Raw genomic sequence first — 13543 nt, 5'->3', positions numbered from 1 at the left:
ATCCTGTGTGTTTGCAGAACGCCGCGGTTTCTCAAGCCACTCGCGGCGTGTAGAGCTTGCCTTGGCGCACCACCGTGCAGGCGGGTTTGTTGCCAAACCAGTAAGCCAGCTCGGCCGCATGCTGCACCGGCCACAGCACAAAGTTGGCGGGGCGGCCAGCGGCTATCAGGCCTTGTTCGGCCTGCAAGCCCAGCGCCTGCGCCGCGTGCGTGGTGATGCCGGCCAGTGCCTCGGGCACCGTCAGGCGGAACAGCGTGCAAGCCATGTTGGCCATCAGCAGCAGGCTCAGGCAGGGCGAGGTGCCGGGGTTGTGGTCGGTCGACACGGCCATGGGCACGCCCGCAGTGCGCAGGCCGGCAATCGGCGGCACCTTGGTATCGCGCAAAGTATAAAAAGCGCCGGGCAGCAAAACCGCTACCGTGCCGGCTTTTTTCATCTCGGCAATGCCGTGCTCGGACAGGTGTTCGATGTGGTCGCAAGACAGCGCACCATACTGCGCCGCCAGCGCTGCACCACCCATGTTCGAGAGTTGCTCGGCGTGCAGCTTCACGGGCAAGCCCAGCGCCTTGGCGGCCTTGAAGACCTGCTCGGTCTCAGCCAGCGAGAAGGCAATGCGCTCGCAGAACACGTCCACCGCATCCACCAGGCCTTCGGCGGCCAAGGCCGGCAGCATTTGCTGGCAGACCAGATCGGTGTATTCCTGGCTGCGCCCGGTGTACTCGGGCGGCAGTGCGTGTGCGCCCAAAAAGGTGGTGCGCACCGTGACACCGCACAGCTCGCCCAGGCGGCGTGCAGCGCGCAGTTGTTTGCGCTCGTGCTCCAGCGCCAGACCGTAGCCGGATTTGATTTCGATCGCCGTCACGCCTTCGTCCAGCAGTTGCTGCAGGCGTGGCAGGGCCAGCGCCACCAGCTCGTCTTCGCTGGCTTCGCGCGTGGCTTTGACGCTGGAGACAATGCCGCCTCCAGCGCGAGAGATTTCTTCGTAGCTGGCCCCGGCCAGCCGCATGGCAAATTCGTTGGCGCGCTCACCGCCATAGACCAGGTGCGTGTGGCAATCCACCAGCCCCGGCGTCACCAGCTGGCCCGCCCCATCGTGCGCCGGCAGGCTTTGGTATTGCGCCGGCACGGCCTCTTGCGGCCCCACCCACACCATCTGCCCTTGCTGCACCACGATGGCCGCTGCGGCGTTGTCTGCCACTGCGGTATCGGCCTGGAACAAGCCCGGTGCCAAGCGCAGATTGAGCCAACGGCCATCGGCAGAGAGAGGGGATTTTGCAGCTTGCACCATGGTTGGATTTTCCGAATTTTTCTGATTGTCAGATTCAGTAGCCGCCAGCGTTGGAGAGGAGTTGCTGCCCAGGGCAACGCAACCCAACACCACGCTCGATTTCGCGCACTACGCCAAAAACTGGCATGCCACAACCAAGTGGCACCCAGCAAAAGCCGCCTTGCAGCGGCGGTGCCGTCCCCCTGGGGGGAAGCGGCGCAGCCGCTCAGGGGGATTACATAAGCTCAGCAAGGCTTTGCAACAAAGTATGAGGGCCTGTCTTGTCACCTCTGCACGAAGACTGCGCATGCCTGCGCCGCCTTCGCCCTTGTGCAGTGCGCTCCATCGCGCACTGCACCGGGTACCAGAGATCACTTCACCATCGGCAGGTTCAGACCGTGCTTTTTGGAGGCTTCTACGGCGATGTCATAGCCTGCGTCTGCGTGGCGCATCACACCCGTTGCCGGGTCGTTCCACAGCACGCGGCCCAGGCGCTTGGCGGCTTCATCGGTGCCGTCGGCCACGATCACCACACCAGCGTGTTGCGAGTAACCCATGCCCACGCCACCACCGTGGTGCAGGCTGACCCAGGTAGCGCCACCAGCGGTGTTCAGCAGCGCGTTGAGCAGCGGCCAGTCGGAGACGGCATCGGTACCGTCCTTCATGGCTTCGGTTTCGCGGTTCGGGCTGGCCACGGAGCCGCAGTCCAGGTGGTCGCGGCCGATGACGATAGGTGCCTTGAGCTCGCCGTTCTTCACCATTTCGTTGAAAGCCAACGCCGCCTTGTGGCGCTCGCCCAAGCCCAGCCAGCAGATGCGCGATGGCAGGCCCTGGAAGCTGATGCGCTCCTTGGCCATGTCGAGCCAGCGGTGCGTGTGCTTGTTGTCAGGGAAGAGTTCCTTGATCTTGGCATCGGTCTTGTAGATGTCCTCGGGGTCGCCCGACAGCGCCACCCAGCGGAACGGGCCCTTGCCTTCGCAGAACAGCGGACGGATGTAGGCGGGCACAAAGCCGGGGAAGTCGAAAGCGTTCTTCACGCCTTCGTCAAACGCCACCTGGCGGATGTTGTTGCCGTAGTCCACCGTGGGGATGCCCATGGCCTGGAAGTCCAGCATGGCTTGCACGTGCTGGGCGCAGCCTTGGGCGGCGGCCTTTTTCAGCTTGGCGTGTTGTGCTGGGTCGGCAGCGGCGGTGTTCCACTGGTCCACGGTCCAGCCCACGGGCAGGTAGCCGTTGATCAGGTCGTGGGCCGAGGTCTGGTCGGTCACGATGTCGGGCTTGGGGCCACCGGCCTTGGCGCGCTTGACCAGCTCGGGCAGGATTTCTGCCGCATTGCCCAGCAAGGCGATGGACACGGCCTCGCCCTTTTCGGTGTGGTGCTTGATCAGCGCCAGTGCGTCGTCGATGTCCTTGGCTTGCTTGTCGACATAGCGGGTGCGCAGGCGGAAGTCGATGCTCGACTGCTTGCACTCGATGGCCAGCACGCAGGCACCAGCCAGCACGCCTGCCAGAGGCTGGGCACCGCCCATGCCGCCGAGGCCGGCCGTGAGAATCCACTTGCCGGTCAGATCGTTGTTGTAGTGCTGGCGGCCGGCTTCAACGAAGGTCTCGAAGGTGCCTTGCACAATACCTTGGGCGCCGATGTAGATCCAGCTGCCGGCGGTCATCTGGCCGTACATGAACAAGCCCTTCTGGTCGAGCTCGTTGAACTTCTCCCAGGTCGCCCACTTGGGCACCAGGTTGGAGTTGGCCAGCAGCACGCGTGGTGCGTCGGGGTGGGTCTTGAACACGCCCACGGGCTTGCCCGATTGGATCAGCAGCGACTCGTCGGCTTCCAGCTTCTTGAGCTGTTCCAGAATCTCGTCATAGCACTCCCAGTTGCGGGCAGCGCGGCCAATGCCGCCGTACACCACCAGCGCCTTGGGGTTCTCGGCCACATCGGGGTCGAGGTTGTTCTGGATCATGCGGTAGGCGGCTTCGGCCAGCCAGTTCTTGCAGTGCAGCGTGGTGCCGTGCGGAGCGCCGATTTCACGGCTGGCGTCGTAACGCGGGTCTTGCTTGGCAACCTGGTTCAGGATGGCGTCGTTGGCGTTCATGGTTTTATCCTTCAGAAAACAAAAATGGGAGGATTAGCCGGCTTGCCCGGCGCGGGGGGAAGAGGAAGAGAAAGACACGTTCGTGGCAGCAGGCGCTGCCGCAGGCTGTGCCGGCGGGTAAATCATGGTGTCAGGCACGTTCATGGTCTTCTTGGCGAGCGGGTAGTACACCAGCGAGGTGACCACCAGCGAGACGATCCAAGAGATGTCGGCACCGTTCATGGCCTTGGCCAGCGGGCCTTCGTACATGGCCTGGTTGAGGAAAGGAATCTGCACCACCACGCCGAGGATGTACGAGCCCAGCGCCACCCAGTTGTAGGCACCGTAGCGGCCGTTGCTGTTGTAGAGCGCGGGAATGTCGACCTTCTCTTTGGAGACCAGGTAGTAATCAACCAGGTTCACTGCGCTCCAGGGCACAAACACGGTCAGCAGCAGCAGCACAAAGTTCTTGAACGTAGCCAGGAAATTGGAGCTGGCCAACAGCGCCACCAGCACCGAGATGGCAACAAAACCCACGATGTAGAGCACGCGTGCAAGCGGCGAGAAATCTCGCTTGTTGTTGAAGCCGCTGACGGTGGTGAGTATGGTCATGAAGCCGCCGTATGCATTGAGGCAGTTGACGGTGAGCTTGCCGGTGACGATCACCAGGAAAATCACCACCGCCAACGGGCCTGCCAGTTCGCCCAGAAAACCGACCTGGTTCTTGATGAAGTTGGCACCCAGGGCGGCCACCAGCGCGCCAAAAGTCATGGCCAGCTGCGAGCTGATGACGCTGCCGCCAAAGGTGGTCCAGAAGGTGGCTGCGGTCGTGGTCTTGCTGGGCAGGTAGCGCGAATAATCTGCCACATACGGAGCGTAAGTCATTTGCCAGCCCGCCGACAAGGCCATGGCGGTGAGAAAGCTCGCCCAGGTGAAGGGCTTCTGGCCAAAGGCCATGGCCACGTCGTACTGGTGGCACAGCTGCCAGGCCAGGTAACCGAAGCCCAGAATGCCGATCACGGTGGAGATGCGGCCCACGGTGTGGATGAGCTTGTAGCCGACGATGGCGACCAGCGCCGTGAGCGCGCCGAAGATCATGATGCCGGCCGCCGGTGTGTGGAAGCCGAACATCAGGTTGATGGCCTGGCCCGAGAGCACGGTACCGGTGGCTGCAAAGCCCAGGTACATCAGGATCACGAGCACCAGCGGCAGAGCTGCACCCTTGACGCCGAACTGCACGCGGCTGGAGATCATTTGCGGCAAGCCCAGGCGCGGGCCTTGGGCCGAGTGCAGCGCCATCACGATGCCACCCAGAATATTGCCGATGAGCAGGCCGATGATGGCCGTCATCGCCTCGGCGCCGAACACCACGGCCAAAGCGCCGTCGACCACGGCGGTGATTTGCATATTGGCACCGAACCACAGCGTGAACTGGCTCGATGGCGAGCCATGGCGTTCGCTCTCGGGAACCATGTCGATGGTTCTGGTTTCCACACGCCCGGACCCTGCAGTCGCGGAAGAATCAATGCTCATGGGGAGGTTCTCCGATTTCGCTGTCTCTCAGAATTACATACAACTTATGCGTTAACCTGCAAAAGTTGTATATACGAATTTTCGTGTTTTACTTGGCCTCTCGTCAATCGACTTTTTCAGCCTTTTGATCCGCACAAACCCTATGTCAGCCACCATTCGAAAGACCGCCCAGCCCGCGGCCATCCCTGCGTTTCAGCGCATCAAAGAGCATGTGCTGCAGCAGATCCAGAGCGGCCAGTGGCAGCAGGGCCAGGCAATTCCGAGCGAGGCGGCACTGGCCAAGCAGTTCGATGTGGCGCGCATGACAGTGAACCGCGCCTTGCGCGAGCTGACCGACGAGCAGACGCTGACGCGCGTGCAGGGCTCAGGCACTTTTGTGGCCCAGCAAAAGTACCAATCCACCCTGGTGCAGCTGCGCAATATTGCGGACGAGATTGCGGCCCGCGGCCACACCCACCGGGGCGAGCTGCAACGCCTGGAGCGCTGCAAGGGCGACGCTGCGCTGCTGCGCAAATTTGAGCTGCCCGAGGCCACCACGCTGTTCCATTCAGTGGTGGTGCACTTCGAGAACGATTTACCCATCCAGGTGGAAGACCGCTACGTCAACCCGGCCGTGGCCGCTGATTACATGGCGCAAGACTTTGGCAGCCAAACCCCCAACGCCTACCTCACGCGCGTGGCTCCGTTGCAAGGCGTGAAGTACGCGATTGAAGCGGCCATGCCCAGCGCCGAGATTGCCGAGTTGCTGCACATGGCTACCAGCGAACCGTGTCTGGTGCTGCGCCGCCTGACGCGCTCGCAAGGCCAGGTGGCATCCGTCTCCGCGCTCTGGCACCCGGCAACGCGCTACCAGTTCACCGGGAGTTTTTAGCAGCTGCTTTTGCGGCGGGCATGCCGCTTCTGGCTCTGGCAGCTGGGTTACAGCGCAGCGCTCGGCAGAATGCGCTGCACGGCCTCGGGCCAATCGGTTTCCAGGGCCCACAGGCGCATGGTTTCGATGTCGGGCGCCAGGTAGCGGTCTTGGGCCAGGTACGGCACCTGGCTGCGGATCAGCGCGTACTGCGCTTCGATCAGCGGCGAGCTCTTGAGGCGGCGGTCAAAGTCCATGCCTTGCACGGCCGCCATGGCTTCCACGCCCACCACCACGGCGGTGTTCTTGGCCATGTCGGCCAGGCGGCGCGCACCGTAGGTGGCCATGGAAACGTGGTCTTCCTGGTTGGCCGAAGTGGGCAGGCTGGTCACGCTGCTGGGCGTGGCCAAGCACTGGTTTTCGGCGGCCAGCGCGGCAGCGGTGACCTGCGCAATCATGAAGCCGGAATTGACGCCGCTGTCCTCGATCAGGAAGGCCGGCAGGCGCGACAAACCGGTGTCCAGCAACAAGGCCATGCGGCGCTCGGAGATGGCGCCGATCTCGGCAATGGCCAGCGCAATGATGTCGGCCGCAAAAGCCACCGGTTCGGCGTGGAAGTTGCCGCCCGAGATCACGTCGCCGTTGTCGAACACCAGCGGGTTGTCCGATGCGGCATTGGCTTCGATGCCCAGCACGCGCGCAGCGTGGCTGAGGTTGTCCAGGCAAGCGCCCATCACCTGGGGCACGCAGCGGATCGAATACGGGTCTTGCACGCGGCCGCAGTTGGGGTGCGAGGGGTCGATGGCGCTGCCGTCGAGCAACTCACGCACAGCCGCTGCCACGGCAATCTGGCCTTGCTGGCCACGGGCTTCGTGGATGCGGGCGTCGAAAGGTTTGACCGAGCCTTGAATGGCCTCCAGCGTCAAGCAACCGGCCACCAGACCGGCGGCCAGCACGCTCTCGGCCTGGAACAGGCCGGCCAGTGCCAGCGAGGTGGAAACCTGGGTGCCGTTGAGCAGCGCCAGCCCTTCTTTGGGGCCCAGCACAAACGGCTCCAGGCCGATGTGCTGCAGGGCTTCGCGGCCCGAAACAATCTGGCCGTTGACCTTGGCCTGGCCTTCGCCAATCAGCACACACGCCAGGTGCGAGAGCGGCGCCAAATCGCCCGATGCGCCTACCGAACCTTTGGACGGAATCACCGGCAAAACATCGGCATTGGCCAGCGCCAGCAATGCATCGACCAGCTCCGAACGCGCGCCCGAATGGCCGCGCGCCAGGCTCACCGCCTTGGTGGCCAGCACCATGCGCACCACATGGTCGGGCAGCGGATCGCCCGTGCCCACGCTGTGCGAGAGCACCAGGTTGCGCTGCAGCTCGGCCAGGCGCTCGTGGGCGATCTTGGTCGATGCCAGTTTGCCGAATCCGGTGTTGATGCCGTAGACCACCTGGTCTTCGTCCACGATGTGCTGCACATGGGCCAGCGCAGCGCGCATGGCCTCATAGGCCGAGGCCGCCATGCTCAAGCGCACACCGCCTTGTTGTATGCGGCGCAGCTGCGCCAGACTGACCTGGCCGGGCACCAGCTCCAGCGAGGAAGAAGAAGGTTTTGTGCTTGTTGCTTGGTTCATGGCTATACCTGTCTATACAGTTAAGAGACGCAAAAAAATCCGGCGCGGGGCTGGTGGTTGGCGGCCTCAGCCGCCGTGCTCCAGGTCGGTACGAAAACGGCTACCCAAGCGGTAACGCATGCCCGGATGCACGCAGTGCACCCAGGTGATTGGCACGCCGCGCAACCAGGTGCGGCGCGTCAGCATCAGGCAGGGCTGCTGGGCTTCCATTTGCAGCCACTGGGCCTGTTCGGCGGTGGGCAAGATGGCGTCCACCACATGTTCAATCTGGTCGTACTGCACATTGCGCACCAGGTAGACCGATGGCTGCAGTGCCGAGAAATCCTGCTCCATGAACTCGGGCACCAGGCGCGGGTTGACGTAGCGGTCTTCGAGCTGCACCGGCAACTCGTTTTCAAAGTGCACGCCCTGCAAATGGAACACCGAGGCGCCCACGTCCAGGTTGAGCGCCGCAGCCACTTCGGGCGATGCCGATTCGCGGCGCATGCTGATGAGCTCAAAGCGGTGATCGTGGCCGCGCTGGGTGATCTCTTCGCCAATATTGGCGATGCGCAGCAAGGTGGACTGCGGCTTTTCCTCGGCCACGAACGAGCCCACGCCCGCCATGCGCACGATCACGCCTTGCTCGGCCAGCTCGCGCAGGGCGCGGTTCACCGTCATGCGGGCCACACCAAAATGCTGCACCAGCTCTTGCTCGGAAGGCACGCGCGCGCCCGGCTCCAGGGAGCCATCGCCAATCTTGCGCAGCACATGGTCCTTGACCTGCTGGTACAAGGCCACAGGCGCGGCCTGCGGCTTGGGAGTGGAGCGTTCGCGGGCTTGCATGGGCTAGGCGTGCTGTGCTGTCAGTGCGCGGCTGCGGCCAGGGCTTCGGCGCGGATTTCTTCAGTCAGCCGCGCCTTCAGCTCCATGAACTCGGGCGTGGTCTTGACGGTGTAGTGGCGCGGGTGCGGCAGGTTCACCGGAATATCGGCCTTGATGCGCCCGGGCCGTGCGCTAAACACTGCCACGCGGTTGGCCATGAAGATGGCTTCGTCGATGTCGTGCGTGACGAACATCACCGTCTTGCGCTCGGCCTCCCAGATGCCGAGCAACAACTCTTGCATCAGCACGCGGGTCTGGTTGTCGAGCGCGCCAAAGGGCTCGTCCATCAGCAAAATCTTGGGGTCGTTGGCCAGTGCACGCGCAATGGCGGTGCGCTGCTGCATGCCACCCGACAATTGCTTGGGGAAGTGCTGCTCAAAACCGCGCAAACCGACCTTGGCGATGAAGTAATCGCTGCGCTCTTTTTGCAGCGCTTCGCTCACACCTTTTTCGCGCAGACCAAAGCGGATGTTCTGCGCCACCGTGAGCCAGGGAAACAGCGTATAGCTTTGGAAAACCATGCCACGATCGGCGCCCGGGCCGGTTACTTCTTTACCACCCAGCAGCACCTGGCCGCTGCTCGGGAAATCCAGACCCGCCACGATGCGCAGCATGGTCGATTTGCCGCAGCCCGACGGGCCGAGGATGGTGACGAAATCATTCTCCTGCACCGCAAAATCCACCGGCAGCAAGGCCTGCGTCTGCTGCCCCTTGTGGCTGGTAAAGGTGCGCGACACCCCTTGGATCGAAAGAAGGCTCATCGATTAACTCCCACGCTCAACACTGGCCCCAGGGCCCACACCAACAGTTCTCGCTGCACCGAAACGCAGGGCGCGGCACTCGTTCTCACGCTGTTCCAACGACGAGCGGTCATAACGTGCTCCACGCAAACAGCCGACGATTGACCGACTTGAAAATAAAGTCCGACACCAGGCCAATCAGGCCGATGACGATGATGCCGAAGATGATCTGGCCGGTGTTCAGCAAGGCCTGGCTGTCAGTGATCATGTGGCCGATACCGGAGGACGAGCCGATCAGCTCAGCCACGATCACATAGGTCCAGGCCCAGCCCAGCACCAGACGCAGTGTTTCGGCAATGCCGGGCGCAGCGCCCGGAATCAGCACCCGTTTGACGACGCCGGTATTGCCCGCGCCCAACGTGTAAGCCGCTTCCACCAAATCCTTGCGGGCACCGCCCACGGCCACCGCCACCATCAAGGCGATCTGGAACACCGAACCGATGAAGATCACCAGCAGCTTTTGCGTCTCGCCCACGCCGGCCCACAGGATCAGCAGCGGGATAAAGGCCGAGGCCGGCAGGTAGCGGCAGAACGACACAAAGGGCTCAAAGAAAGCCTCGACCGGCTTCCAGGCACCCATGGCAATGCCCAGCGGCACAGCCACCAGCGCGGCCAGAATAAAGCCGCCCATCACGCGCCACACCGTCATGCCGATGTCGTGCAAAAAGCCGTACTCGGTAAAGAGCAGAAAGCCTTCGCGCAGCATCGTGATCGGGCTGGCCAAGAAAGTGGGCGAGACAAAACCGCCCAAGGTAAAAACAGCCCAGACCAGCACAAAGAGCACAAAAAAGCCGACGCCCAGCACCCACTTCATGCGGGTGCTGACCGGCTCCAGTGGCGTCATCCAATGGTGACGGCGCGGGCGCGCCGCACTCGCAGCTTGCGGTGCACCAGCAGTCACGGGTTTGTTCTCAGTCTGACCTGTAGTGGGTACCGCAGCCATACACAACTCTCGCCTGTTCTAACTTACTTGATGAAGCTGGCGTCGTACATCACGCCATAGTTCTCGGGGATGGTGCGAATCACGCCTGCTTCCTTCAGGATCGCGGCCGCTTCCTTCATGAAAGGCAGCAGGTCGTTCTCAAAGAACTTCTGGTTCGCCTCTTTGTCTGACCACTTCAGGAACGAAGCGGATTTGCCGAACTGCTCGCCCGTTTGCTTGACGGCCGTGCCCATGATCTCGTAGCTCTTGTCCTTCTCGGCGTTGATCATGGCCACCGCATCAAAGTACGACTGCGTCAGCGCCTTGGCCGCAGCCGCATTGGCCTTGAGCCACTTGGGATCGCAGCCCACGGTGTCCATCACCATCGGGTAGTCGATGGTGGTGGCCAGCACCTTGCCGGCGCTGGGGTTGGCGCGCACGGTCGACAGATAGGGTTCGTACGTCATCGCGGCGTCGTTCTGGCCGGCCACAAAAGCCTGGGCAGCCGGTTGCGGCTCCAGCGATACCGTCTTCACATCCTTGAGCGACATGCCGTTCTTGCTCAGCATCCAGGCCAGGCCAAAGTAAGGCGCGGTGCCCGGTGCGCTCACCGCGATGGTCTTGCCCTTCAGGTCGGCAAAGCTCTTGATGTCATCGCGCACGGCAATGCCGTCTGCGCCGTAGGACTTGTCCATCTGGAAAATCTGCACGATCGGCACGCCATTGGTGTTCCAGGCCACGTGGGTTTCGATCGTGGTGGCCGCGCACTGGATCGCGCCCGAGGCCAGCGCCAGGTGGCGGTCCTTTTGCGGGATCATCTTCAGCTCCACGTTCAGGCCGTTTTTCTTGAAGATGCCGGCCTTGTCAGCCAGGGTCAGCGGAGCAAAGCCGGTCCAGCCCGACATGCCCAGCACGATCTTGGTTTCCTGCGCCTGGGCGCTGTGCGCGGCCATGGCCATGCAGGCGGTGGCAAGCGCGGTTTTCCACAGAGAAAATGGCTGGGACTGGGTCGTTGATGTCATGGGATCCTCCTCGGTCAAGGCGAGAAAAAACAGGTGGGCAAATCGGCTCAGGGTTCCGCTCAAAACGGCGAAATAAAAGTTTGTTTTGCCTGCCCAAGCATGTATATACAGGTTTACCCGACTCGCTAGCCACAAAGGCACCTGCATCTCCCGCACAATGGGACAGACCCACCCAGTGCAGCAAGGCCCGTGCCAGTTCGCAAGCGCTCGGCCAGGCGGCCCGCTGCGCGCCTCTCAGCGATCTATACAAGCTGGCGTTAACAGCATGGCAGCAGCGGGCAAGGCGTGCTTGCCCCGTCCGCGTTCCGCAGCCTTCATGCGCGCTCGCAGCCCCGTTTGGGTGCAGCGCTGCGCTATTGCGGTGCAAACACCTGCTTGCTCACCTTGAGCAAGGGCGCCACCAGTGGCGAGGCATTGCCGCGTGGCACGGTCAGCACCACGGCCTGCTTCACCACCCGGCCCTTGATGCGCTTGCAGATCAGGCGCTTGCCGTCGTGCGTTTTGTCCACGGCCGGGCGCGTGGTCAGCACACTCACGCCGTGGCCGTTGGCCACCATGGAGCGCAGCATCTCAATCGAGCCAAACTCGTAGGCCACGGTAGGCGTAACCGCGGCATCGCGGAACAGCGAGAGAAAGTACTCGCGGCTGCCCGGCAGGTTGATCAACAGCACCGGGTAAGCGGCCAGATCGGTCAGGCTCACACTGGCGGCGCTGGCCAGCGGGTGGCGTGCCGCCAGCAAGGCGTAAGGCTGCAAAGCGGTGACCGGCAAAGCCTCGACACGCGGGTAGGCCAGGCCCAGGTCGTACTGCAACGCAGCGTCCAGCTCGCCGCGCTCCACCTGGCGCGTGAGCGTGTCGATATCGCCCTCCACCAGCTCCAGCGCAATCTCGGGGTAGCGCTTTTGCATCTGCGTCAGTATTTCGGGCAACCAGCGCGCGCCCAAGGTGCTCAAAAAGCCTAAACGCAGCACCCCGGCCATGGCCGCCGTGCGCGGGCCAGACAGCTGCTGCGCCGCTTGCAGCAAGGCGCCGGCCTCGCGCATGCGCACCATGCCGGCCGCCGTCAAATCCATGCCCTTGGCATGGCGGCGCACAAACAGCGGCTCGCCCCACAGGCTTTCGAGATCGGCAATCGCTTTGGAGATGGACGGCTGCGACACATGCAGCGCCTCGGCCGCACGCGCCGCGCCACCGTGGCGCGCCGCAGCCACAAAGTATTCCAGTTGGCGCAGGCTGATTTGCATCATTTTTTCGAATCCAATGTATCAGTATTGAGTATTTTCCTTTGATGCAAATTTACCGCAGCATGGGCGCATTGCAACGCAGGAGCCGCCATGACCACCCCATCCACCCCCGCCAACAGTTCGCGCAACCTGCCGCTGCAAGGCATCAAGATTCTGGATTTCACCCGCGTGCTGGCCGGCCCGCTGTCCACCGCGCTGCTGGCAGATCTGGGGGCGGAGGTCGTCAAGATCGAGCCACCGCAGGGCGACGATTACCGCCACATCGGCCCCATGAAAAACGGCCAGAGCGCCTTGTTCTCGGTGATGAACCGCAACAAGCAAAGCCTGGTGCTCGACATGAAGCACCCCGAAGCCGTGGCCCTGGTGCACGAGCTGGCCGCGCAAGCCGACGTGGTGGTGGAGAACTTCCGCCCTGGCGTGGCTGACCGCCTGGGCATTGGCGCCGACAAGCTGCGCAGCCTCAATCCCAAGCTGGTGTACGTGAGCGTTTCCGGCTTTGGCCAGACCGGCCCCATGGCGCACCGCCCGGCCTACGACATCATCGTGCAGGCTATGAGCGGCCTGATGGAAGCCACCGGCGAGCCCGACGGCGCGCCCACCCTGGTGGGCGAAGCGGTGAGCGATGTGGTGGCCGGCCTGTTTGCCTCCTGGGCAACCTTGGCCGCGCTGCTGCAAGCACAGCGCACTGGCGAAGGCCAGCAGGTGGACGTGTCGATGTTCGACACCACCCTCACCTTTCTTGCCACCTCGGTGTCGCGCTACCTGTTTACCGGCAAGCCGGCGCGCCGCGTGGGCAACCGCCATCCGCTGTCGGCGCCGTTTGGCGTCTACAAGGCCCGCGACGGCCACTTTGCGCTGGCCGTGCTCAACAAAAAACTCTTCGACGCCACCGTGCAAGCCATGGGCCTGCCCGAGCTGGCCGACGACCCGCGCTACGCCACCGACGAAACCCGCTCCGCCAACGAACCCACGCTGCGCGCCGCCATTGAAGGCTGGACGCAGCAGCACGACGTGGCCGACGTAGTGGCCCAACTCGACGCCGCAGGCGTGCCCGTGGCGCCCATCTGGAACATCGAACAAGCGCTGGAATCGCCGCAAATCCAGGCCCGCGGCCTGCTGCGCGAAGTGCAGGACGAGCGCCTGCCCGGCCTGCGCCTGCCTACGCAACCCGTGCACTTCAACGGCGCCGCGCCCAACCAGGCCACGCGTGCGCCAGCGCTGGGCGAGCACACCGACTTGCTGCTGGCCAGCTGGCTCGGCCGCAGCAGCGAAGCCATTGCCGCGCTCAAGGAAGCGGGCGTCATGGGCACGGCCCGCGCCACCGCCGAGCACTGATCT

11 protein-coding genes are annotated in these 13543 nt (G+C 63.4%); 2 read left to right on the top strand and 9 right to left on the bottom strand.

Annotated elements, in window-relative coordinates; genetic code table 11:
- Window positions 1–31 precede the first annotated feature (31 nt).
- From hutI to ACFIQF_RS05815, 3 genes are all read right to left on the bottom strand, one after another.
- Complete coding sequence (gene hutI / locus ACFIQF_RS05825; protein WP_393941000.1) at window positions 32–1288, bottom strand: imidazolonepropionase; 1257 nt, start codon at window positions 1286–1288, stop codon at window positions 32–34.
- Window positions 1289–1638: 350 nt separating this feature from the next.
- Complete coding sequence (gene hutU, locus ACFIQF_RS05820) at window positions 1639–3363, bottom strand: urocanate hydratase (RefSeq protein ID WP_393940999.1); 1725 nt, start codon at window positions 3361–3363, stop codon at window positions 1639–1641.
- Window positions 3364–3396: 33 nt separating this feature from the next.
- Window positions 3397–4875 (bottom strand): purine-cytosine permease family protein, encoded by a 1479-nt coding sequence (locus ACFIQF_RS05815; protein WP_393940997.1) that lies wholly within the window; start codon window positions 4873–4875, stop codon window positions 3397–3399.
- A gap of 142 nt (window positions 4876–5017) precedes the next feature.
- On the opposite strand from ACFIQF_RS05815, the gene hutC (ACFIQF_RS05810) reads away from it, so the two are divergent.
- Window positions 5018–5746 (top strand): histidine utilization transcriptional repressor HutC, encoded by a 729-nt coding sequence (gene hutC / locus ACFIQF_RS05810; RefSeq protein ID WP_393940996.1) that lies wholly within the window; start codon window positions 5018–5020, stop codon window positions 5744–5746.
- A gap of 47 nt (window positions 5747–5793) precedes the next feature.
- On the opposite strand, the gene hutH is transcribed toward hutC (ACFIQF_RS05810), so the two are convergent.
- The 6 genes from hutH to ACFIQF_RS05780 form a co-directional block, all read right to left on the bottom strand.
- Window positions 5794–7353, bottom strand: a complete 1560-nt coding sequence (hutH, locus tag ACFIQF_RS05805; protein WP_393940994.1) for a histidine ammonia-lyase — start codon at window positions 7351–7353, stop codon at window positions 5794–5796.
- Window positions 7354–7419: 66 nt separating this feature from the next.
- A complete protein-coding gene (gene hutC / locus ACFIQF_RS05800; RefSeq protein WP_393940992.1) occupies window positions 7420–8178 on the bottom strand; it encodes a histidine utilization transcriptional repressor HutC in 759 nt (252 codons plus the stop codon).
- A 20-nt stretch (window positions 8179–8198) separates the two neighbouring features.
- A complete protein-coding gene (locus ACFIQF_RS05795) occupies window positions 8199–8978 on the bottom strand; it encodes an ABC transporter ATP-binding protein (protein WP_393940990.1) in 780 nt (259 codons plus the stop codon).
- A 109-nt stretch (window positions 8979–9087) separates the two neighbouring features.
- On the bottom strand, window positions 9088–9861 hold the full coding sequence (locus ACFIQF_RS05790) for an ABC transporter permease (protein WP_393941197.1): 774 nt from the start codon (window positions 9859–9861) through the stop codon (window positions 9088–9090).
- Between the two features lie 122 nt (window positions 9862–9983).
- Window positions 9984–10898 (bottom strand): ABC transporter substrate-binding protein, encoded by a 915-nt coding sequence (locus ACFIQF_RS05785; RefSeq protein WP_393941195.1) that lies wholly within the window; start codon window positions 10896–10898, stop codon window positions 9984–9986.
- Window positions 10899–11314: 416 nt separating this feature from the next.
- Window positions 11315–12208 carry a LysR family transcriptional regulator gene (locus tag ACFIQF_RS05780; protein ID WP_393940988.1) on the bottom strand — a complete coding sequence of 298 codons (894 nt, stop codon included), beginning with the start codon at window positions 12206–12208 and terminating at the stop codon, window positions 11315–11317.
- Window positions 12209–12295: 87 nt separating this feature from the next.
- Between ACFIQF_RS05780 and ACFIQF_RS05775 the strand changes: the two genes are divergently transcribed.
- Window positions 12296–13540: a CaiB/BaiF CoA transferase family protein gene (locus tag ACFIQF_RS05775; protein WP_393940986.1), complete on the top strand. Its 1245-nt coding sequence runs from the start codon at window positions 12296–12298 to the stop codon at window positions 13538–13540.
- The last annotated feature ends 3 nt before the right edge of the window (window positions 13541–13543 follow it).

Source organism: Comamonas trifloxystrobinivorans, assembly GCF_043359985.1.
In the GTDB taxonomy this organism is placed as follows: Bacteria; Pseudomonadota; Gammaproteobacteria; order Burkholderiales; family Burkholderiaceae_C; genus Comamonas; species Comamonas trifloxystrobinivorans.
Note: the sequence above shows the minus strand (reverse complement) of the source record. Positions and strands in the feature narration are given on the sequence as shown.